The organism is Chryseobacterium carnipullorum (genome assembly GCF_003815695.1).
Classification (GTDB): domain Bacteria; phylum Bacteroidota; class Bacteroidia; order Flavobacteriales; family Weeksellaceae; genus Chryseobacterium; species Chryseobacterium carnipullorum.
In genome coordinates this window covers 4,547,098-4,570,393 of record NZ_CP033920.1, presented here as the reverse complement: position 1 = coordinate 4,570,393, position 23,296 = coordinate 4,547,098, and the positions used below count along the sequence as shown (strand labels likewise).

Here is a 23,296-nt window from a genome sequence, read left to right as displayed (position 1 = left end):
GAAAGAGGAGGAGGTAAAGTATCCAGAATGTTGTCGATCATCAGATTGGACATGAGGCCAATCTGCACCAGTGTTATTGATATTATTTTGCTCTAATTCTATTTCTTACTGGGCTTTATCCTCTGAATGTTTTTAAGTTGTTTATATCGGTTGGAAGAAATCTGATCTGGGCAGGCTGTTATTCCATTATTTTTTGCTGCTCCTTGGCTGTCTTAATTCCTGCATTGCCAAAGGAAATTGTGTAATGTGATCAAAAGGATTATTGATATTGTTTTGTTTTCATGCAGTCTGTTTTTTTATCTTTTGTTCCTTAGCGCCAGAGGACAGAACACCAAGAGGAGTCCTTTTTCATACCAAAAAATGCTTTTTCCATTTGGTAATAGTGTTTCTGCTGAGCTTAAAATAAAGAGCGGTTTGAATGTTATTTAAACGGTTAGTCTTCTGATAGTCTAAAATCTGGAGTATCGTAGATTGGTCATAAGAACGGTGTTTCTGATTGGGGATTTTGTCCTTTTCACTGTGGTTTTTGAAAATAATACTGTTGAGTCGGATCACATCCAGTGTGGAGAGGTTTTCCTTTTGCAGTAAAAGGACGCATTCGTTTTTCTTTTCAGGATGCTTGTAGAGAAGGATATCATTGAAAATTCTTTTATAATCCGGGACCGTTATTTTTCGTATTTCTTTATCCATCTGTGTAATGTTGATTTAGGGATCCTGTATTCAGTAATGATCTCCTCTTTAGTCTTTTTTTCAGTACGTACTAATTCTAATATGAATTCGATAATCTCCGGAGTATAAATATTCTTCCGGATGTTGAGCTGAGTCTTATTAACCACTTTACTGGGTGGAGTGGAGGGTGCATATAATATTAAATGCTGCGTATAAATTCTGAAAAAATCATATTCCAGTATTTTACAGAATTGAAGCAAAAGATCGGAGTCTACTGTTTCGGCTTGCAACAGGCTGTTCATATCCTTATCTGTGCAACCCATATCAGCAGAGAGATCAGAAACTTTTATTTGTAATGATTCCATCCGATTTTTTATCAAATCGCCAATATGTATGTTTTTAAAATCCATGAGTATTTTTTATAACCAATTTTCCTCATCTTATTTTAGCAGTATTAATTTTTCATAATCATAGTCATCTCATACTGCCGTGTAGAAAATTTCAGAGAATAGCTGGAAATTGTTGAGATTGAGGGTGCTGCACTTGCTGTATTATGTGAGCAAATTTATAGTATATTTTTTCTGTAACAGTGTTTTTGAGTTACTACAAAATCACTACAAAATGACTACAAGATGGTATTTAGTGTCTGTTTTTACTGTACTTGTGTTTTTTAGACGCTGATACTCTGTATAAATTGATTGATATCTAAATTACTCTGGATTCCCAGTTTCTTTTTCAGCCTGTATTTTTTGGTGTGAACTGTTTTTTCTTCTACATAGGTGTATTTGGCAATCTCTTTGTTGGAGAATCCCAACCTGATCATAGCAGCTAATATGATTTCAGATTTAGAAATGGAAGGATTGATAGCAATGATTCTTTTCGTAAATCCCGGATAGGATTTGTTAAATTCACAGATGAATCTACCTTCACTTTTGAGTAATTCTACGATTTCTGTACTGGTAATACTTTTATATTTTTCCTGGGGAGTATAGCTATTTTGTCGACATTTTAAATAGTGTGATAATAAAATATCATTGATTAATTTATTATTCAGTGCCATTCTTTTGTATTTTCTGTTAGAAAGGGTTGATTTAAAAAGAAAAAGAATGAGATAGTATAGGATGTATGTTGTTGAAATAGTGATGGATAAGAATAATAATAAATGCGGTTCTTTCATACAGTGTCAAAATTTTCGCGAATTTATAGACTTAGGTAAAAAGAACTTGGTAAATGTGTACTACAAAATCACTACATTTTCATTTCTAGACATTATTCCTCAAAATTTTGAATAAAAATATAAAGATCGTGTTCAGATGGCAGCGATATTTTTTTCCTTAAACGGTACTTCTTCATATAGATCGTTTTTGTTTCCACGAAAATGTATTTTGAAATATCTTTACTGCTCATGTCCAGAAAAATATAGGTTGCTAAATACAAATCCGACTTGGTCAGATTTGGGTATTTCTTCAGTAAATTTGAAGTAAATTTGGGGTAATGATCCTGAAATGTCTTAAAATATAAAGGATTATTCGTTTTTACCATCTCAACCAGGGACTGGTTGATCTCTAGTTTTTTATGAGTCAGGATATATTGATTTTCTATCAGTTTTTTGTTAATTCTTTCAATTTTATTTTTTTCTGTCCTGTTTTTGTATAAAATGTAGAAAAACGACAGGCCCACCATAAGAAATGAACCCATTACGAAATAGCTGTTTTTAGATATTTTGGTATGTTCATCATTGACTATTGTTTCAATCACCTGATCCATTGTATTTTTAAAATTAGTGTGAATAGAATCATTAATGATCAAATACTTATTAGAATACAGATGATACTGGGATCGATCATTGGTATTTCTGTAATTCTGCTTAAGTAATAAATAGGTTTCTCTGATGAAATGTTTCCTTTTTAAAGATTCCCATAACCGTAATGAATAATTGCAGTACGCAATGCTTGAATCATAGTTTTTCTTACAGAATAAAATCTTTGCTTTTTGAAGATAAAGGAATGCTTTGTTATCGGGACTAGGATCGATATTCACCATCTTTTCCGACTCCAGAATATAATGATCTGCTGAATCTGTTTTTTTTAATTTCTCAGCATGAAATGTTCCTATCCTGGCAGAGTTCTGAGGGGTTTTGTGTATGGAATGATTCATTTTGAGGTAATAAATCATTGAGTCATATTCTTTTCGTGCTTCAAAAATATCAATCTTATAGGTATTAATCAGGCTTATTTTTTTTGACCTGAGTTTCTGATTCTTGATTTTTCCGGCAAAGTAGTTTCCCTTATTAAGGTAGTAGATAGACTTCGAATACAGACTGCAGTATCTTAGAATTTCACCGTATTCTGTGTAATAGCCCGATAAAAGATAAGGATCATCTATTGAACCCAAGTAAGTTTCTAAAAATTTTAGTTCTTTAAAACTTTGGTCATATTGATCCAGGTCACAATATAATCCGGCGTTCAGCAAGTGTCCGTTAAAAATTCCTTTTTTGTAATTAATTTTTGATGAAGCCTTAATTAAGATTTCGTTATAATGTATCGCATGTAAGAATTCACCTTTTAATCTGTACTCTTTGTTTTTAATGGTGTACAAACTGTCGATTTTTTTTTCAGTAGCTTTTGTAAAAATGAAATAGAATAGGAATAATATTGAAAAAAAAATCTTGTGAGTCACCGCTTTGAGTTTAAGAGTAAAATTATTATAAATTGAGTGAAAAAAAGAATAGTACATTAATGTTTTTATTAATGGATTAATACGATAATTATTTATATTGATTTAGTGAATTATTAGTATATTTATACAGCGAAAATCTACCTATGGTTAATTATTTATTAGTGAAAAATTTGATTGAGTTATCCGAAATTTTTGAAAATCAAAATAAATCAGGGCTCTATGATAATGACATCAATGGTTTTTTAGAATGGACGAATAAAGAATTTAAAACTAAAGTTGCTTCAAAAGTGGAAGAACCGGACTGGGAAGGCAAAGAAGAGGGGAGAACTCCCGAAAGTGTCATTTCCACTTTATTGGTTCATCTTAACAGATATGCCAAAATGTATTCAAAGTCAGCTATTTCCGGTTCAGGTTTTACAACCCAGGAAGACTTTATTTATCTCATCAATCTTAAGGCATTTGGTGCGATGACCAAAACCGAGCTTATCAAAAAGAATATCCATGATAAACCGGTGGGTAACCTTATCATCAACAGGCTGATCAAACAGGGTTGGGTGGAGCAATGCAGCTCCAGCACCGATAAAAGAGCCAAAGTGATAAAAATCACGGAAAAGGGATTGCTTTCACTTGAAAATCAGATGCATAAAATACGCCAGGCTACTCATATCGTAACGGGTGATCTTCACTATTCTGAAAAGATGGAGCTGATTCGAATTTTAGACAAATTAGATAAATTTCACCATCCTATATTTTCCAGAAACATTGATGCCGACCATCTCATCGATAGGGTTTACAGTGAATATCCGGTTGGAAAAAACTGATGACAGGAAATTGTACAGATGCGTCAGTAAAGCACACATAAAAAGGTAAAGAACTTAAGGAGTTCTCTAAAAACCTTTATGCCAGCTGGGTTTTGATACTGTAATATTAAAAGTCTGCATGTTATAGGCAGACTTTTAATAATTGTATTTTTGAAGTCATGAGATAATCAGATTATCCATCTTAATCATTGAGTTCCTGTTATTTTTTACTATTCAGCAGCTCAATAAGTTTTTGAGCAACCGCGATTGAGGATCCCGGGTTTTGTCCGGTAATCAAATGTTCATCCTGTAAAACATAGCTGTGCCAGTCCTCAGTTTTGCTGTATATTCCTCCCAATTTTTTCAATTCGTCTTCTACCAGATAAGGAACGATGTTGGTCAATTGAACAGCTTCTTCTTCTGTATTCGCAAATCCGGTCACTTGCTTTCCTTTCACCAATGGAGATCCGTCCTCGTTTTTTACGAATCTTAGGACTCCGGGAGCATGACAAACGGCTGCTACCGGCTTACCTTTCCTGTAAAAAGCTTCAATCAGAGCAATAGAATTTTTATCATTGGTAAGGTCCCAAAGTGGTCCATGACCTCCAGGATAAAAAACAGCGTCGTAATCTTCTTCATTTACGTCACTAAGTTTCAACGTGTGTGAAAGTTTTTCCTGCAAAGCTTCGTCTGCATCAAAACGTTTGGTTGCTTCTGTCTGAAATTCCGGAAGTTCACTTTTGGGGTCAAGAGGCGGTCTGCCACCCAGTGGTGAAGCCAGGGTAACTTCTGCACCTCCTTCCGTAAGTGCGTAGTAGGGAGCTGCAAATTCTTCTGACCAGAAACCTGTTTTAAGTCCTGTATCACCTAACTGATCGTGTGATGTAAGTACAATAAGTACTTTAAAAATGGCTGTATTCATTATTTTTAATTTTAAAATTGATAGACTATTTTGTATTGGCAGTTACTTTATTGAAAGCAAAAGATACCTATTACTGATGTAGAGAAAAACGTTCCAACTAAATAATATGAATTTTCGTATCCCTCTATTTTTTCCTGTCTGTAAATAACAATACGAAGTTGAGGCAAAAAGAGGAGATTATGGTGTGACCTACATCACTTTACCGGAAGCAGGTGCTTTTTTGTGATATAGATCACTTTTTAGGATTGGTACAGGCGGCTTAAAGTCTCTCTTGAAACTCCCAGATAGGCTGCAATTAACTGTTTGGGAACAAGATGATACAATTCAGGATGTTGCATCATCAATTCTTCATACCGGCTGCGTGCATTATTATTCAAAAGAGAAAGGATTCGTTTTTGTAATCCCACATACCCTCTGTTGGAGCGCCAGCGCAGAAAATGCTCTATTTCATGGATTTCCCTGCAAGCCTTTTCCCTGTCTTCGCTGTAAAGGCACAAGGTATGGGCGTCTGCCACACAATCTACACTGAAAGATGCTTTTTCATCATTGTACAGGGCATTATAATCCGAAGCCCACCACATACGTGTTGCAAACTGGAGAATATGCATTTTCATACTGTCGTTCGTATAAAATGTTTTTAAGCAACCGTCCAGAACAAAATACTCTTGATCTACTTCATCACCTTCCCTGATCAGGGTTTCCCCTTTTTTAAAAGATTGAGGTTTAAACAAAGAAAAGAAATAATCAAACTGCTCATCGGTAAGATCGACGACTTTATTAATATGGGTTCTCAGAATTTCTTTTGCATTCATATGATGATACTATTATACAAATATACTTGATGTTGACATTTGATGGACACATTTCCTGTGATATATGGAAAAATTGTGTTTCGAAATGTAATAAAACTAAGATGGAAATTTCATATCTTTTATCAAAAATCCCTTTACTGAAAGAAATTCTCAGGTTCTATGAATTATGATTAAATAAAGCAAGATAAATTCTCTCTGTTTTATGAGGTATTTGCTATTATAATAAGACAAAAATTACTTTAACTTTGTAATTAAATGATAGAGATCCATTGCTCAGCTTTTGGCAGTGCTGTATGATCATATAAATAAAACTAAGGGCCAACAGACTTAAATAATCAGAAAATTAATTTAGCTGATAAATAGATATGAAAAGTAAATTCTTAAATTTTAAATTGAGGAAGATTGTTCATTACTCATTGATCGCTTGTATTCTATTGATACAGGTTATTATAGCCGTCTTTTTTTATAACGAATTTGTCAATGAAAAGAAACTGAATTTTATCAAAGAGCGACTGGAAGAAAGCAGAGCGTTGGGTGGATTGACGGATGATTCCAGAAAAGATTTCATGGATGCCCAAAATCACCTTCAAAAATACATGATCAGCCAGGATGATAAAGATCTCAAATTATACTTTCAGTCCATGCGAAAGCTTAAAAGCAATTTTGATAAAATAGGCGAATACGAAAGCATAAAACCAAGATTGAAAAGTAAACTGGCTTTACAGGAAAAAGATACGTTGCAGGTTAATAGACTGAAAACATTAATAGATTCTGCTTATCAGTCTTCTCTGAACCCTCCGGCAAAGGTGGATGACAAGCCTTATGAACTTAAAAAATATAAAAATAATTTCGATAATCTGAATATAGAAACCCGTACCTATTCCGATACCATTAAGAAGAAAGGCTTTATGGGACGTTTGAAAGATGCTTTTTCGGGAAAAGTGGAAGTTCAGAAACAAAGTACGGTAATCACCCTGACCAACAATAAAACGGTAGATCTGTCCAACATAAAAACTGAAATGGATAATACCATAAAATCTATGGATAAACATTACTCAGATGAAGTGAGAAAGGTTCAGTCTGATGCTGTGAAACACCAAAGAGATAATGCTCAATTTTACAGTAATTTTAGTAAGTTGTTGGTTTACAGTAATGGACTGATTAATGTCTATGAAAATGCCATCAGAGAATTTAAATCCGAATTGGAGAAAGAATACAACAAGCAAAGTTCAGACAATAATAAATTAAGAAAATATCTGGTCCTGGGATTAATGGTCTTAATGTTCATTGTATCCATTTTGATCATGTATTTTACAAGAATGGCGTTTATTTATGAGTTCAAATTAAATGCAGCCAACGGAGAGATCAAAAAGAGTCTTACTTTTAAAAACAGAATTCTGGGAATGCTGAGCCATGAACTCATGTCGCCGTTGAAAATTATTAATATTTTTATCGATAAGATCAACAGAACGACAACGGATGAGACTACGAAAGACTATCTGAAATCTATCAAATTTACCAATAGCACCTTGCTGATACAATCTAAACAGATTTTAGAATATACGAGAAATCAGGAGACCGAAAATAAATTGATCAATACCGTCTTTAATGTTAAAGATGAAATAAATTCTATTGTTAAAGCCGTTAAGCCTTATATCGAAACCAGAAATAATAAATTTATGGTGACGGACAGAATACCTGAAAACCTGATCGTCAATTCGGATCCTATCAAAATCAACCAGATCTTTATGAACATTCTGGGGAACGCCAACAAGTTTACAGAAAACGGACAAATTGATCTTACCATCGCCACAGAAACGATTGATGATCATAGAATTAAACTGACCGCAACAGTAGCGGATACAGGGGTAGGAATATCAGATTCTGATCTGGAAAAAATCTTTGAACCTTATTATCAGGGAATGATATCCGAAGAAATTGATAATTTTGGCGCAGGTTTGGGATTAAGTTTGTGTAAAGAAATTATAGAACTATTCAACGGTAAAATATCGGTTTCCAGTAAATTACACAAAGGAACAAAAGTAACATTCAGTATTAATTTAAATATCAATAATAATGGGAATTCCAATTGAAAATAAGGAGATCGTATTCCTTTTAGCGGATGATCACAGTATTGTACGCCAGGGGATGGAGATCCTGATTGATGAAATTGTTCCCAATTCCAAAGTATATCATACTTCATCTTTGCTGCAGATTGTAGAACTTGTAAAATCAAAAGAAATTGAAATAGCCATCATTGATGCTCACTTTCCGGACGGCAATAGCCTGCATATTTTACCGGAAATGAAAAATGCAAATCCTCATATTAAAATTTTAGTCTTTACCGGACTTGAAGAAGATCTGCATGTGCTAAAATTTATAAAAGCAGGGGCCAACGGATATGTCAGCAAATTAAGTGAAGAGGAGCAGATCAGACAGGCCATCTCAGATATGGTACACAAAGGCGAGTATTTTTCTGCCGTTTCCCGTAATTTAATGGTACAGTTTGTTCACAATCCTGAATTAATTAATCCTCTTAGCCGCCTGACGAACAGAGAACTGCAGATTGCAGAAATGTATGCCGATGGACTGGGGAATCTTGAAATTGCCAATCAGCTGGACATTAAGCAGAATACCGTCAGTACAATTAAAAAAAATATCTTTGATAAATTGAAAATAGAAAACCTCGTTGAGTTGATTGATTTGGTCAAAACCCATCATAAAATTTAAGTTTTCTAAAGTTCAACCTTTTCCTTCTTTGCCGGATAAATTATAGTGTCGATAAACTTCTAGGCTTTTATCGATATATATCGATGCTTCATGTGGCGTATTTTATTCTGCAATGTTGTTACTTTGTACCAGAAATAAAAACCAAATGAACACCGCACAGGAATTGAAAATACTTTAGTTTTTTTAATCCCTGGCCAACTGAAAAAAGAAGGTAGCTGTAAAGTAACACAGTATAGCTGCTTAAAAACGAAGTGATGAAATTAAAATAAGTGTATCTGTAACCTTGGCCGGACTTCTTGAAAGCCACTCTTAAAAAAACACAAAATTACAATAGAGAAGTCAAATGGGTGGGTAGGTTATTTAATACAGAAAAAAAGGGGTTGTCCAAAAGGGGTAACCTCTTTTTTGTTATAAGAGTTTCTTCGTATTTTATTCAGTCTTTTTTTCGATAAACATCTAGGCTCTTATCGATATATATCGATGCTATTTGTTCGGCAATTAATCAGGTAAAGTTGTTACTTTGTACCAGAAATAAAAACCAAATGAACATCGCACAGGAATTGAAAATACTTTAGTTTTTTTAATCCCTGGCCAACTGAAAAAAGAGAGTAGCTGTAAAGTAACACAGTATGGCTGCTTGAAAACGAAATGATGAAATTAATATAAGTGTATGCATAACCTTGGCCGGACTTCTCGAAAGCCGCTCTTAAAAAAACACAAAATTACGATAGAGAAGTTAAATAGGTTCATAGGTTATTCAATACAGAAAAAAAGGGGTTGTCCAAGAAGGGCAGCTTCTTTTTGTTTTTTAAGAGGGTTTGAAAATTTTCGGGAAAGTTTAAACGATAAATGAAATGACAAGGATGTAAAATTCTGGAATCATTTTTATTGTAAAAACCACATTTCAAAAGAACTTCCTTCTTCCTCTGAATGGTAGATTAGATAACCTCCATGGGCTTCCATAATGCTTTTCGAAAGTGTTAAGCCAATTCCCGAACCTCCGTCTCTTGTTGTAAAAAACGGAAGAAATATTTTATTTTTAATTTCATTCGTAATCCCTGAACCATTATCTGTTAATGTGAGAATAACCCGGTTGTTTTGTGACTTTATGGACGTTTTGATCATCTTTTGTTCCTTTTCAGAGACCGCAAAGATAGCGTTGAGATAAAGGTTGATAAGGCTTCGCTCAATCATTTTCACATCTGCAGAAACAAAATGTTCTTCCAGATCCAAAACCAGCTGAATATTATTCTTTTCAAATTCGTGCTTTAAAAAATTCACTGCAGATTCCGTAATTTTTTTAAGAGAGACATTTCTCAAAATTGGTTTTGGCAGTTCTGCCACCTGACGGTAATTATCAACAAAATTGAGGAGCTCTTTGGATTTTGAAGTGATGATCATCAGACTTTCTTTCATTTCTTCCTGATCTTCCTTACTCACCGTATCCTGATTACTGATGTATTCAAGATTCTGGATAAGACTGTTCACGGGAGTTAATGTATTTAAAAGTTCATGAGAAATCACTTTCATGAGGTTGTTCCAGGCCAGTTTTTCTTTTTGTTCAATGATTTTCTGAACAGATTCTAAAGTGATGATATAGAAACTATGCTGAACATTTTTCACCTGTTTCGTTCTCAAGGAAAAAGATTGCTTTGCATTTTGACGGATGGAAATATCAAGAAAGTCCTGTGAACTTTCATAATTTGTCTCCTCAATAATCCGGTAAAATTCAGGAATTTTACTGGCATACAGTTTCCATGAGTTATATTTTGGAATTTCAAGAATATTCAGGAAGGTAGGATTCACATAAAAGACTTTCCACTCCTTATCTGCTTCTGATAAAATCATCAGACCGATATCCATTTGATCTAAGATACTCTCATATAGTAGTTTATAGGAAGATAGGGAAAGGTGCTCGTTTTTACTCTGATAATATAATTGTACACTGCTGTTTATTAATTCAGAACCTTCTTGTTTGGGAAATAATGAAAAATCTTTTTTGATGATGGATTGAACGATCCTCTCTGTTTTTGCAATTTGAGATAAAAATGAAGAATTTACTAAAAGGATTAAAATTAAAGTCAGGGTAGAAAAAAGAAGCACATTAATCCACTTTTCGATCAGGAAAAAATGATAGCATAAAATTCCACTGGCAATAGCAAGTGATAGGTAAATGAAGCGGAGGTAATTATTTTTACTCATTGAAATCTAAAGATACATCAAATTATAATCCGAATTTTTCCATCCTTCTGTATAAAGCAGCTCTCGAAAGTCCCAGATCTTCAGCAGCCAGAGAGATGTTGCCCTGATGCTTTTTCAATGCTTTTTTAATCAGCATTTCTTCCATTTCTTCAATATTAAGATTGGTGATCGTGCTTTCCTGTTCTTCCAGCTGAGGCATTAACAGCTGAAGATTTTTATCATTGGATAAAATAACACTTCTTTCGATACAGTGGTCCAGTTCGCGGATATTTCCCGGCCAGGGATAATTTTTGAGCTGAGATAAAAGGGTTTCTGATAATTCTAAATTCGGCTTATGGTATTTCTGTTTGTAGCGGTCTAAAAAATAGATCGCAAGTAGATTGATATCTTCCTGTCTTTCCCTCAAAGCCGGAATATTAATTTCCACTGTATTGATTCTGTAGTATAAATCCTGACGAAACCTATTTTCTGCTACCGCTTTTTTCAGATTTTCATTAGTGGCAAAAATAAAACGAACATCCAGTATCCTTTCTTTCGTCTCCCCAATTCTGGAGAGTTTTCTGTTTTGGATCAGGCTCAGCAGTTTAGTCTGGAGCTGAAGCGGCAGATTGCCTATTTCATCCAGAAAAACGGTTCCATTCTGTGTATTTTCTATTTTTCCGGCATAATCCTGATGTGCATCTGTAAATGCTCCCTTTTTATAACCAAATAATTCAGCCTCAAAGAGATTCTCGGAAATACTTCCCAGATCAATATGTACAAAAGGCTCATTTTTCCGGTCGGACTGCTCATGAATAGACTCCGCCAGAACGTATTTTCCCGTCCCGTTTTCACCCAGAAGAAGAATGTTGGCATCTGTAGGAGAGACCTTTTTTATCTGATCAAGGATCTCCTGCATTTTTTGTGAATGACTGTCCAGCTGATACTGATTGCTTTTTTGATGGATATTTTCCCATTGGCTCAGCTTTTTGTTTTTTCGTGAAATATCCACGGCAAGATTGACAGAAGCATACAGTTTTTCATTATTCCATGGTTTGAGGATAAAATCAGACGCTCCTTTTTTTAACCCCTCAATGGCCAGTTCCACTTCACCGTAAGCCGTCATCAGAATGACAGGAAGTTGTGGTTCGAGTGTTTTTATTTCATTCATCCAGTACAGACCATCCTGACCATTTTCAAATCCTTTTCGGAAATTCATATCCAAAACAACAGTATCGATCTGGTGTTCAACGATGAATTTCAGAATTTTTGCGGGATGGCTCAGGCAGCTTACCTCCGTGAAAAATTTCTTCAGCCAAACCCTTGCAGAAAATAAAATATCTTCATTATCATCTACAATCAATATATGAGCTTCTTTTTTACGCATATTATTTTAAAAAAAATTAATTAAACAGAGAACTCATCACACAAAATTAAGGCTTAAGTGTTCATTTTCGCACAAAAAGTGTCCGATAATGAACAGTTTTTACAAACCGTCTTAACGCTTTATTTCAGATTGTCAAAGACTTACAGATTTATAATTTACTGGCATCTGGATTGTGTAATTAATTGTAAGCAAACGAGTTATCTTATTATGGATACGAAAATAGTAAAAAAGAAATCTAAATTGAAAATTGTTTTAGTCGGATTGACAATAATAGTGGCAGGATCACTGTTCAGTCTGTATTTTGTCAAACAAAAAAAAACGTATAATGTTTCAGCGGAAGACATTCAGATGGAAGAAGTCACCCGGGGAAAGTTTGAAGATATGCTGATGCTTACCGCGCAGACCCAATCTCTTAATTCCTCTCTGGTGAATGTTTTGGAAGGAGGAGCCATCAAAGAAATATTTGCCGAAGACGGACAGATTCTGACGAAGGGGCAGCCCATTGCGCAAGTCTATAATCCCAACACAGAATTTAATTATCTGAATCAGGAAACAGGAATCATGCAGCAGATCAGTCAGATGAGAAGTACACTTCTTGAACTTAAAAATCAGGAATTCGCTCAGGACAAAGAACTGTTACAGTCTCAGAATGATTACAATACGGCTTTACAGTCGTTTAATCTACAAAAACGTCTTTATGATGCTCAAATCGGAAAAAAGACAGATTATGATATCAGCCTGCAGAATCTAAATTACCAGAAACAAAGAAAATTAATCGTAGAAAATGGAGCTTTTAATGAAAAAAAATCCAGAAGCTCGCAAATATCTGCGGTGAATTCTTCAATCAGTCAGATGGAGAAGAGTCTTCAGATCCTGCATTCCAATAAAAATAATTTCCTGATCATGGCTCCCGCTTCGGGAAGGCTGTCATCATTTAATGTTTCGATAGGTGAAAACCTGACCACCGGACAGAGTATTGGTAAAATCGATTTGATGGACGGCTATAAATTAGTGGCAAAAGTAGATGAATACTATATCAATAAACTGCAAAACGGAATCAAAGGAAGTCTGGATAACGACAGTAAACAGTATAGCGTGATCATCACTAAAATTTTACCGGAAGTAAAAGACGGACAGTTTTCTGTGGAACTTAACTTTACAGATGTAAAACCACAAAACCTGAAAATAGGGATGACTTTTGGCGTTAAAATGAAACTTTCCGCAGATACCCAAAGTGTCATGGTTCCAAAAGGTAACTTTTATAAAGATACGAACGGAAAATTGATCTTTGTAGTGAAAGGAAATAAAGCAGAAAAAAGAAACATTGTTTTAGGCCGTGAAAATCCTTTATTTTACGAAGTAGTTTCAGGATTAAAAAGCGGGGAAACAGTGATTACATCTGACTATTCAGATATTAAAAAATATGAAATCCTTGAGATTAAAAACAATAAATAATTAACCCTCACCTTTAAATAAGAATCAAAATGATCAATGTTCAGAATCTTTCTAAAATCTACAAAACTGAAGACGTACAGACCAATGCTTTGAATAACATCAGTCTTCATATCAATGAAGGGGAATTTGTAGCCATAATGGGCCCTTCAGGCTGTGGAAAATCTACATTTCTTAATATTCTCGGCTTGCTGGATGATGCCTCTGCAGGTTCTTACAAATTTGCAGATGTGGAAACTGTAAAAGCAGGAGAAAAAAAGAAATCCGCTATCCGAAAGAAAAATATAGGTTTCATTTTCCAGAATTTTAATCTGATCGATGAGCTGAGTGTGTATGAAAATATAGAATTACCATTAATCTACAACGGAGTTTCCTCTTCTGAAAGAAAAAAAAGGGTAGAGGAGATTATGGAGCAAATCAATATCGGTCACCGGGCAAATCATTATCCTCAGCAGCTTTCAGGAGGACAGCAGCAGAGAGCAGCCGTAGCAAGAGCGCTGGTTACGAAACCGCAACTGATTCTTGCCGATGAACCTACCGGAAATCTTGACAGCTCCAATGGAAATGAAGTCATGAATCTTCTCGCAGAACTTCATAGAGAAGGGTCTACCATTATCATGGTAACCCACTCTTCTTATGATGCAGGTTTTGCTTCCAGAATTGTTAATATGAAAGACGGTGAAATATTTAATGAAGAACACGCTTCCCAGAGAAAAGATATTTTTGAAAAAGCGGAAGCTCAGGAAATCCGGTAGTTAGACCATTCTTTAACTCATTATATTGTCAAAAACTAGTAACCGTGGAAGCTCAGCTTCTTTGATGTCAGGTGTATTTTCAACCTGAATACGGTTGGAAATATGCCTTCATCAACTACAAAATTATACGATCATGCTAAATAACTGGCTTAAAATAGCTTTCATCAATTATAAAAAAAACTGGTTGTCTACTGCAATCAATTTATTCGGACTTACGGTAGGTCTTACCGGCTTTATGCTGATTCTGCTGCATTGGAATGATGAAGAATCATTCGAAAAATGGAATCCTAAAAAAGATCAGATTTACTATTTCCAAAGTTACTACAAGACAGATAATTCTTACGGGAATAATATCTCTGTTCCCATGGCAAGACGGGCCAAAGAAGTAATTCCGGGAGTAGAGGATTATGTTTTGTTCAATGGTTCCGGAATAGGACTTAAAATGACGACTAAATACAAAACAGCCTATCAGCAGGAAGGAATGACCGGGACGGAAAGTTTTTTTAACTTCTTTCCTTTCAAATTGGTTTCTGGAACCTATAAAAATGCTTTAAAAGGAGAGGGCGTGATTGCGTTGTCTACTATTGCGGCTAAAAATCTTTTTGGTACCACCAATGCCGCCGGAGAAAGCGTCAAATTTGACGGAAAAAATTATGTCGTTACGGCAGTTTATGAGCTGCCGAAAGATAACAGCCAGATTAAACCGCAGTTTATCATCAACCCGGTACAGCAGATTAAAGATGATGAAAAGAACTGGGGTAATTTCAATTACGGCTGCTTCTTTATGCTTAAAAAAGGAACTAATATTGACGATTTACAACAAAAATTTTTAAAAGAGATTTTTGAGTACAGAGCGAAGCTGGACAAAGATTCCTCCGGAATGACACCTCAGCAATATCTGGATCTCTATGGCCCTACCGGGAGTGTATTTACTCCCCTTGACGAAATAAAGCTTCATGCAAAAGCATCATGGTTTGGAAGCCCTGACTTTAAAACCATCATGATATTGTTTACACTTTCTGTCCTGATTGTTGTTTTATCGGCTATTAACTTTATCAATCTGAAAACCGCGCAGGCTTCTCAACGTGCTAAAGAGATCGGCGTAAGAAAAGCCATTGGAAGTACAAGATCCAATCTGATTGTTCAGTTTTTGATGGAAACCTTTGTGATTTGTATCGCTTCTTATTTGCTTTCACTGGCTTTAACGGAACTTCTATTACCAAGTTTCAACAAGTTTTTTGATAAAGAAATGAAGATGAATGACTGGCATATCTATTTCGATTCTTTCGTGATGGTTATTCTGGTGACATTAATCTCCGGATTGATTCCGGCTATGTATCTGTCCAACTTCAAAGCGATAGAAACCCTCAAAGGAAATTTCGCAAGAAGCAAACATGGAATTTGGCTCAGAAACGGAATTCTGACTTTACAGCTGATTATTTCCTCATTCTTCATTATTGGCGGACTGATTGTCAATCAACAGGTGAAATATATGATGAATAAAGACCTTGGGTACAGCGGTAAGCAGATTTTGATAATTAACTTCAGTGAATCTAATCCAAAATCATGGCTGAAGTATGAAAGACTTAGAACAGAGATGAGCAAAATCCCGGGCGTGGCTGAAGTTTCTTATGGTGAAATAGTTCCCGGAAGCAACAGGTCCAGCAGTTCAAATGTGGATTTTATGGATAAAAGTATTCAGGCTCAGCATGGATCTATGGACTACAATTACCTTCAGTTTATGAATGTAAAACTTAAAAAAGGCCGTTGGCTGGATCCGAATCTTTCATCTGACACCATCAACAATGTGTTGGTTAATGAAGCTTTTGTAAAGAAATTCGGATGGAATGATGACGAAGTTTTTAAGAATGAAATCCGCCCGGGATTTGACACCAAAAAATATAATATTGTAGGCATTGTAAAAGACTTCAATATCAGAAGTTTGAGAACCGCAATAGACCCCGTTATATTTTTTCATTACAAGGAAACAGAATGGAAAAGATTAAATGTCTATAATATTCAGCTTAAAATAAAACCTGATGATATTGACGGTACTGTAAAAAGAATTAAAAAATACTGGTCAGGATCAGTAGAACCTGGATATCCTTTCGACTATTTCTTTGTGGATCAGAAATTTGCCAAAACCTTTGAGAAATACAAGAGACAGCAGACCCTTTTCACCATTCTGAATGCGATGGTACTCATGGTGGCATTACTAGGGTTATTTGCATTGTCTTCACTCATGATCGAACAGAAGCTGAAAGATGTAGCGATTAAAAAGACATTAGGAGCTTCCGATGGAATTTTAATTATGGGGCTGACAAAACAATTCCTATGGATTACCTTAGTGGCTGTTCTTATCAGTATTCCGATCAGTTACTACCTCATGAACGAATGGCTGAAAGATTTTGCTTACCGTATTGATATGCCGGTCTGGCCATTCATGATAAGTCTTGTTGTTCTCCTTGTTTTAACATTTGCAGTAGTGAGTATTAAAGCCTATAAAGCGACAAAAGTAAGTCTTGTGAAGTATCTTAAATATGAATGATATTCATTCTGAGTATTTATTTTTCTTTAAAATCCATTTAAATTAATCTTCTGCATGAAAAATTTTATTTTCATATTTTTTGTCGGGCTATTTCCTGCGCAGCAATCATGGAACCTTCAGCAATGTCTGGATTATGCTGCGGCCAATCATCCGCTGGTAAAACAGGCAACGGTAAACATTAAAAAAAATGATCATCAGATTGCAGCCTCAAAAGGAATGTTATTACCTTCTGTAGAGGCTGGAGTAGATCATAGTTATAGTTTTGGCTCTTCCATTAATCAGTCCAGTAACCAGAGAGAAGTACTCAATACACAATACGACCAGTTAAAAGCTCAGGCCAATATTGAGCTTTTCAACTGGCGGAATTATGTGACTATTTCTCTTTCAAAACTGAACAAAGAAACCAGTTCTTACAGACTTAAGAAGGCTCAGAATGATGTGAAATTGAATGTCATTCAAAACTTTTTCAGCTACCAGAACAGTAAAAGCTGGCTTAATGTTCTGGAAACTCAGATTTCTGGAATGGAAGAGCAAATTAAACGAACAGAAAAAGAAGTGGAAATTGGAAGCCGCTCAAAAAGTGATATCTATGACATAAAAGCCAATTTAGGGACGTTGCAGGAACAATGGGTAACGGCAAAAAATCAACGCGACCTGGCCAAAATTAATCTTCTTAACGCTTTAGCCGTCACTCAGGACTCTGTAGATTTTGTGATGAATAATGAGTCGGCTTTAGCGGAAGAAGACTTTGATTATTCTGATTTTACCAAAAGATTATTAGAAAATAATCCCGCCTACCAGACCGTTCTTGCAGAAATCAAAGCTCAGGAAAAAATGGTAAATCTTGCAGCCTCAGCCTATTTTCCAACCCTTAACGGAAGCTATAGCTGGTCTACTTTTTATAACAAATCTTTAAATAATAATGTTTCTACCATCAGTTTTTCTGACCAGTTGACCCAAAACAAAAACCAGTCGGTGTTTTTTGGACTTACTATTCCTATTTTTAATAAGCTTCAGGTCAAAAACAATGTAGAAGTTGCAAAATTGAATGTCATCAATTCCACTTATGATAAAGAATTGATTGTCAATAATCTGATCCAGACCATTAATTCCATCAAAGCCCAGTTTTTAAATGCTCAGGAAAAGTACGGCCTTTTAGAATCTAATTTTGAAAACCAGAAACTCTCTTTTCAGAAATCAGAGGAAAAATACAAAGAAGGCCTCATGGATGCGTACACCTTCTTTGTGGTGAGAAACAATTGGCTTCAGGCCAATTATAACCTGATCAGCAGTAAAAATGACGTCATTCAGCAAACGGAATTGCTGAAAGTACTGAAAACCGGATTATAAGATCTTGACAAGTTCGATGAGCTGTATAGGTTCACTCATCAGCTCATCCATTTGTACTGCAAAGTTCTTAAAATGAACAGTCTCAATATGGAAGTCAAATGCTGCTTTGTCTCTAAAAGCTTCATGCATATAAAAGGTACCTTCATGATTTTTATCCTCAAAAAGAATATAATAAAGGCATCCCGGTTCGCTTCGTGTAGGATTGATAAGTTCCAGCAAAGCTTCTTTTAATGCCGTTCTTTTTCCTTCTTTAGCTTTTAAAACGGCTGTTGATGTAAATTGTTCGTTGATCATTATATTTTAATTATATTATTAATTGTTTTTTTTGAATCTTCATTTTTTGTAACCACTGCCGGTGAATGCACGAGAATTTCTCTTTCATGGAGGAATCATCGAAGATTTGCCGCGGTGGTTAAAAAAAATTAAAGTACAGGTCTTCTGATTAAAGTTTAATCCTGTAAATAAAATAAGGAGGTTTTCCCTGATCCGATTGTCCGGAAAATGCCGTTGTCGTATTCAGTTGATTCACGGAAATATATAAATAGCCGTCTTGAGAAACCGCTACATTATCCGGCCATTGCAATCTTCCGTCTTTAACGACTTCACTCAATTGTCCGTTAGGATCCAGCTTACTGATGCTGTGTCCGCCAAGATTGGTAATGTAATGATTACCATACTGATCCGTAGCAGCGCCATCACTTACAGGCTTATCTCCAAACTTTTGAATAGCATTACCGATGATCTTGTCATCAGCATTTCCACGGAAAAGCTTTGCAGGAACCTGATACCAGGAAGTACCGTTCATTGATCCAAAGAACAGGGTTTCCCTGTCATGAGAAAGGGTAATGGGATTAACGGCTACACGGGATGGTTTTCCTCCAAAATCGATTACTTTTCCATCAATGATCATATCTACATCTTCGGATTGTAAAGCTTTGTGACCGCTAAACCTTCTTGCTTTTTTCGTTTTCAGGTTCAAAGCGATAATGCCTGGATTAGCAATATCTGCAAGGTAAGCCCATCCATTTTTTTCGTCGATAGCTACGTCCTGCACAAAGCTTCCCTTAGGCGCAATGTCAGCAGGCAATTCAATTTTTTCCGTCACCATATTTTTCTTCAGATCAAAACACCACAGGCGGGTTGTTCCAAGTTCAAGACCCATGTCGATCATCCATAGACGGTTTTCTTTATCTACCGCTACCCCAAGAGGAGTATCGAACTTTTGATGATCTGCCTTACCTCCGTTTTTTTGAAGTTTTTCTGAAGGAAACGGAACTGGCTTACCGTTTACAATTTCTACAAGCTGCTGTTTAGGTGATGCTAAAGGATGAATGGTTGCAAAGACACGCCCGTCGCGGCTTACCGCCACATTTCCAGGCCTCACCTCATTGAACTGCGCAACAATTTCAAGGGGATTTCCCTGTTGCTTAAGATAACTGGCCGTTCCGTCTGTCCAGTCCTTACGCACCGGAGTGAAAAAGTCCAGGTCCTCCGTACCGTCTTCCAGGCAGAAAAACTCATGGGTGATGCCTCCAGGGATGATTAGCACACCGCCAGCTTTGACAATATGTTCTTTGTTATTCATCAAAACCCTTACACTGCCTTTCGTAATATAAGTTACCTGCTCATTAGGGTGCTGATGCGGCGGAACGTGCGCCCCTTTGTCCATTTTCCAGAATGCAAAAGTACTTTCCGCTCCCGAAACCCATTTGCGCTGTAAGCCTTTACCTACCTGCTCCCAGGTTCCTTTATTGAAATCCGTCTGCAGGACTTTTTGCTGTGCAGAGATTACACTGAAGGAAATCAGAGCCAGTGGTAAAAGAATTGATTTTCTTGTCTTCATTAGATTGAACATTTATTTTTTAATTAATTTAATACTGTGCTTTTGCTTCAGAAGTTGTCCAGGTTCTCTGATAGCCTTTATCGTTGCTGTTCGGAAGTATCACTTCGTAAGCATTTTTCTCGTCGAGCTGAACGGTAATTTTTGTATTGGAAAAATTTCCTTCTACCATATGTCCACCGCTCTTTTTATCATCTGATATAAAATGGAAATGAAACGGTGATAAATCCAGACCACCTGCATATCCGGGATTGTAAAAACCTACAAGAGTTCCCCTGATGTTCTGTTTTTTATACAGCGGTCTTGTTTTCATGAAAGAAGCAATACCTGTCGTATCCTTTTCATCTACTTTGATAGCTCCGCCTAAGGTTATACTTGTGAAAGAAGCTTCAACTTTTACGGCATAAAACCGATTGCGGGAAGGTAAAATCTTTAGTAATTTTTGCTGAAAGTCTGCAAAAGTACTGATGTGTTCCATCACAAAGGCCTGATCTTTTCTGAAGAAAGTAAATGAACCGAATGGGACTTTTCTTTGCTCATCCGCCATCTCAACGGAACCGTCAGTCGCTATTCGGAATATATTGCCGTCCAGCGCGATCAGCTCGCCATCCAGAAAATTATAAGTGCCCAATCCGAAGTCTCCTTTTTGTCTGAGTTCCTTCACGGTGACATCACCGGTATACACTCCGTTTCTCATGGCATCCATGGAAGAGTAGTGGTAAATTTTATCTTCAGTCTGCTGTGCATGCAGTGAAACTGAGAACATAGATAACAATGTTATCCTTAATAATGTTTTTGTCATAAATCAAAATGTCTATTTGATGAAGCAAAATTATACTGATTTTTAGCAGATTATTGGTATATTGTTTCTATCTTTTTGTATATTTTTGCCCTGTAGATAAAATGCCATTTGTATGAACCGCGATGTATTATACCAACCTTACAGCATTCACTTTGAAACCTTAGATGTTTTTCCGGAAAAGGAAAGCAGGAAGAATTTTTTTGAACTTGTTTTTATTTTATCTGGAACAGGGCGCCATTGTATTAATAAGCATAGCTTTTCGTATTCAGCCAATCATATGTTTCTGCTGACGCCTCAGGATTGCAGTCAGTTTTGGATCGATAGTACAACTAGATTTTTCTTTCTGCAGTTCAGCAATATCTATTTAACAGACAATCGTATTTCAAAGGAAAATATCAAGAGGCTTGAATTTATTATGGAAAATGCCAATCACAAACCCGGCTGTATTCTAAAAAATCAAAGTGATAAAACCCTCATCCGTCCGATGGTAGAGGCATTGATAAGAGAAGCGGTTAACAGAGATGTTTACCACAGTGATATCACTGCTCAGCTGGTCAATACCCTGATTGTTCTTGTAGCCCGTAATATTGCCAAATACCTGCCTCAGAAAATAGATGAAACTTCCGAGTCACGCATCATCAACATCTTGAATTATATTCAGAGCAATATTTACGAACCCGAAATGATCCGAACGGAAAGTATCAGCAAAGCTTTTGGATTTTCAGAAAATTATCTGGGTAAATATTTCAAAAAACACAGCGGCGAAACCCTGCAGTCATACGTTAATAATTATAAAACCACCCTGATAGAGCATCGGCTGAAACACAGCGACAAAAGAATCAACGAAATTGCAGATGAACTGGGGTTTACGGATGAAAGCCACCTGAATAAATTTTTTAAAGCTCAGCGCGGGAAAAGTCCGAAAGCTTTCAGACTGGAATTTGTAGAACAGTAAACCAGACATTTCAATACCCGTTACAGGGCTGTTTCAGTTGCTTTAATAGGTATTGAAATATCTGGAAAGTTAGTGGGACTGAGAGTAGAATATTTTTATGCAATAAACTGTCCTGACGAAAAGTATTCGGGAAATACCGATGTCAAGGTTTTAAGCATGACATGGGTCGTACAACAGTCCCTAAACTCGCTGTTTTAGAACTATATTATTTATTTTCTTTATCAACTCAGGTTATTTATTTTAAAAGTGGATAATCAGTATAACCTCTTGCGTCTCCACCGCCAAATAAAGTATGCGGATCTGTAATTGAATTGAGTGCAGCATTTTTTTTCACCCTTTCAGGATAATCCGGGTTGGTTAAAAATTTTCTTCCAAATCCTATAAGATCTGCCCAGTCGTTTTGCAGTAACTCTTCACCTTCTTCTGGCGTTTTATTGCCCGTAGCGATAATTGCATTTTTGAATTTCTGTCGTAAGTTTTGTCTGAATGTAATTGGTATAGCGGGAGCATCATCCCAGTCTGCTTCACAAAGGTGAAGATAAGCTATATCCAGTTCATTTAATCTTTCGGTGGCCAGCATAATAGTATCCAGAATCTCAGGATCATCCATATCTTTGAATTTAATAAAAGGAGAAAGTCTTACGCCTGTCTTTTCTTTACCAATAGCACCGGTAACAGCCTGAGTAATTTCAAGCAGGAGTCTGATCCGGTTTTCTTTACTTCCTCCGTATTCATCAGTTCTTTGATTGCTGTTGTTTCGCAGGAACTGATCGATGAGATAACCGTTTGCTCCATGGATCTCCACTCCGTCAAAGCCTGCTTTCATAGCATTGATGGCTCCCTGTTCAAACTCTTTAATCACATTCGCAATATCGGCTTTGCTCATTTCTCTCGGTTTCTCTACGGGGATAAATGTAGCATCACCATTGGGGGCTCCATCAAAAATATACACACTGGTATTGGCCGCAATAATGGGAGAGGGAGCGATGGGCTGTAAACCATTGACTCTTGAAGATGAAACCCTTCCTACATGCCAAAGCTGTAAAAAGATTTTCCCTCCTTTTCTGTGAACTGTTTCGGTAACCTGTTTCCAGCCCTCAACCTGTTCATCGGAATAAATTCCCGGGGTTCTTGAGTATCCCATTCCCTGCATCGAAACTTGTGTAGCTTCGGTGATGATTAATCCTGCTGAAGAACGTTGTCCATAATATTCAGCCATCAGTGTGACTGGAGCGTGACCCGTTACCGATGCACGACTTCTTGTCATGGGTGCCATTACAAATCTGTTTTTAAGTTCAATCGAATTTAACTGATAAGGTTCGAAAATTTTTGTGATCATAAGATTTTGTTGTATACTATTTATTGAACAAAATTGAACATTAAAGGATTAAAGAATGCTGTAAAAAAACATTCT

The 23,296-nt window shown here is 36.1% G+C and carries 20 protein-coding genes; 8 read left to right on the top strand and 12 right to left on the bottom strand.

The annotated features are described in order from the left end of the window. Window positions 1–348: 348 nt before the first annotated feature. The 4 genes from EG346_RS20905 to EG346_RS20890 form a co-directional block, all read right to left on the bottom strand. The gene (locus tag EG346_RS20905) at window positions 349–690 is read right to left on the bottom strand and encodes a transposase (protein WP_073335954.1); all 342 of its coding nucleotides are present in this window, start codon (window positions 688–690) and stop codon (window positions 349–351) included. Further along, window positions 666–1,034 carry a hypothetical protein gene (locus EG346_RS20900; protein WP_228423856.1) on the bottom strand — a complete coding sequence of 123 codons (369 nt, stop codon included), beginning with the start codon at window positions 1,032–1,034 and terminating at the stop codon, window positions 666–668. The genes EG346_RS20905 and EG346_RS20900 overlap by 25 nt, the downstream gene beginning before the upstream one ends. 305 nt (window positions 1,035–1,339) lie before the next feature. Then, the gene (locus EG346_RS20895) at window positions 1,340–1,846 is read right to left on the bottom strand and encodes a helix-turn-helix transcriptional regulator (RefSeq protein ID WP_123881291.1); all 507 of its coding nucleotides are present in this window, start codon (window positions 1,844–1,846) and stop codon (window positions 1,340–1,342) included. Window positions 1,847–1,938: 92 nt separating this feature from the next. After that, the gene (locus EG346_RS20890; RefSeq protein ID WP_123881289.1) at window positions 1,939–3,267 is read right to left on the bottom strand and encodes a hypothetical protein; all 1,329 of its coding nucleotides are present in this window, start codon (window positions 3,265–3,267) and stop codon (window positions 1,939–1,941) included. 242 nt (window positions 3,268–3,509) lie between these two features. On the opposite strand from EG346_RS20890, the gene EG346_RS20885 reads away from it, so the two are divergent. Continuing rightward, on the top strand, window positions 3,510–4,169 hold the full coding sequence (locus EG346_RS20885) for a MarR family winged helix-turn-helix transcriptional regulator (protein WP_228426240.1): 660 nt from the start codon (window positions 3,510–3,512) through the stop codon (window positions 4,167–4,169). A 199-nt stretch (window positions 4,170–4,368) separates the two neighbouring features. On the opposite strand, the gene EG346_RS20880 is transcribed toward EG346_RS20885, so the two are convergent. Both EG346_RS20880 and EG346_RS20875 read right to left on the bottom strand, forming a co-directional pair. Then, a complete protein-coding gene (locus EG346_RS20880; protein ID WP_123881285.1) occupies window positions 4,369–5,070 on the bottom strand; it encodes a type 1 glutamine amidotransferase domain-containing protein in 702 nt (233 codons plus the stop codon). A gap of 239 nt (window positions 5,071–5,309) precedes the next feature. Beyond that, window positions 5,310–5,882, bottom strand: a complete 573-nt coding sequence (locus EG346_RS20875; RefSeq protein ID WP_073335934.1) for a Crp/Fnr family transcriptional regulator — start codon at window positions 5,880–5,882, stop codon at window positions 5,310–5,312. A 365-nt stretch (window positions 5,883–6,247) separates the two neighbouring features. On the opposite strand from EG346_RS20875, the gene EG346_RS20870 reads away from it, so the two are divergent. Both EG346_RS20870 and EG346_RS20865 read left to right on the top strand, forming a co-directional pair. Continuing rightward, the gene (locus tag EG346_RS20870; RefSeq protein ID WP_123881283.1) at window positions 6,248–7,975 is read left to right on the top strand and encodes a sensor histidine kinase; all 1,728 of its coding nucleotides are present in this window, start codon (window positions 6,248–6,250) and stop codon (window positions 7,973–7,975) included. Next, a complete protein-coding gene (locus tag EG346_RS20865) occupies window positions 7,959–8,612 on the top strand; it encodes a response regulator transcription factor (protein WP_181876080.1) in 654 nt (217 codons plus the stop codon). The genes EG346_RS20870 and EG346_RS20865 overlap by 17 nt, the downstream gene beginning before the upstream one ends. An 885-nt stretch (window positions 8,613–9,497) precedes the next feature. On the opposite strand, the gene EG346_RS20860 is transcribed toward EG346_RS20865, so the two are convergent. Beyond that, window positions 9,498–10,814: a sensor histidine kinase gene (locus EG346_RS20860; RefSeq protein WP_073335929.1), complete on the bottom strand. Its 1,317-nt coding sequence runs from the start codon at window positions 10,812–10,814 to the stop codon at window positions 9,498–9,500. Between the two features lie 22 nt (window positions 10,815–10,836). Then, window positions 10,837–12,180 carry a sigma-54-dependent transcriptional regulator gene (locus EG346_RS20855; RefSeq protein WP_123881282.1) on the bottom strand — a complete coding sequence of 448 codons (1,344 nt, stop codon included), beginning with the start codon at window positions 12,178–12,180 and terminating at the stop codon, window positions 10,837–10,839. Between the two features lie 207 nt (window positions 12,181–12,387). Here EG346_RS20855 and EG346_RS20850 point away from each other — a divergent pair, with 207 nt between their 5' ends. The 4 genes from EG346_RS20850 (at window position 12,388) to EG346_RS20835 (ending at window position 18,285) form a co-directional block, all read left to right on the top strand. Next, the gene (locus EG346_RS20850; RefSeq protein WP_123881279.1) at window positions 12,388–13,635 is read left to right on the top strand and encodes an efflux RND transporter periplasmic adaptor subunit; all 1,248 of its coding nucleotides are present in this window, start codon (window positions 12,388–12,390) and stop codon (window positions 13,633–13,635) included. A 29-nt stretch (window positions 13,636–13,664) separates the two neighbouring features. Continuing rightward, window positions 13,665–14,387: an ABC transporter ATP-binding protein gene (locus tag EG346_RS20845; RefSeq protein ID WP_123881277.1), complete on the top strand. Its 723-nt coding sequence runs from the start codon at window positions 13,665–13,667 to the stop codon at window positions 14,385–14,387. Between the two features lie 133 nt (window positions 14,388–14,520). Next, window positions 14,521–16,935, top strand: a complete 2,415-nt coding sequence (locus EG346_RS20840; RefSeq protein ID WP_123881275.1) for an ABC transporter permease — start codon at window positions 14,521–14,523, stop codon at window positions 16,933–16,935. Window positions 16,936–16,989: 54 nt separating this feature from the next. After that, window positions 16,990–18,285, top strand: a complete 1,296-nt coding sequence (locus EG346_RS20835) for a TolC family protein (protein ID WP_123881273.1) — start codon at window positions 16,990–16,992, stop codon at window positions 18,283–18,285. Here the strand turns inward: EG346_RS20835 and EG346_RS20830 are convergent. The 3 genes from EG346_RS20830 to budA all read right to left on the bottom strand — a co-directional run bounded on the left by EG346_RS20830 (window position 18,280) and on the right by budA (window position 20,927). Beyond that, window positions 18,280–18,579 carry a putative quinol monooxygenase gene (locus EG346_RS20830; RefSeq protein ID WP_073335917.1) on the bottom strand — a complete coding sequence of 100 codons (300 nt, stop codon included), beginning with the start codon at window positions 18,577–18,579 and terminating at the stop codon, window positions 18,280–18,282. The genes EG346_RS20835 and EG346_RS20830 overlap by 6 nt on opposite strands. A gap of 148 nt (window positions 18,580–18,727) precedes the next feature. Continuing rightward, the gene (locus EG346_RS20825; protein WP_123881271.1) at window positions 18,728–20,128 is read right to left on the bottom strand and encodes an L-dopachrome tautomerase-related protein; all 1,401 of its coding nucleotides are present in this window, start codon (window positions 20,126–20,128) and stop codon (window positions 18,728–18,730) included. A 28-nt stretch (window positions 20,129–20,156) separates the two neighbouring features. Continuing rightward, entirely contained in the window at window positions 20,157–20,927 is a 771-nt protein-coding gene (gene budA / locus EG346_RS20820; protein WP_123881268.1) for an acetolactate decarboxylase, read from the bottom strand. Between the two features lie 112 nt (window positions 20,928–21,039). On the opposite strand from budA, the gene EG346_RS20815 reads away from it, so the two are divergent. Further along, window positions 21,040–21,882, top strand: coding sequence for an AraC family transcriptional regulator (locus EG346_RS20815; RefSeq protein WP_073335913.1), 843 nt, complete (start codon window positions 21,040–21,042; stop codon window positions 21,880–21,882). Window positions 21,883–22,117: 235 nt separating this feature from the next. Here the strand turns inward: EG346_RS20815 and EG346_RS20810 are convergent, their stop codons facing one another. Continuing rightward, window positions 22,118–23,221, bottom strand: a complete 1,104-nt coding sequence (locus EG346_RS20810) for an alkene reductase (protein WP_123881266.1) — start codon at window positions 23,219–23,221, stop codon at window positions 22,118–22,120. Window positions 23,222–23,296: the final 75 nt, after the last annotated feature.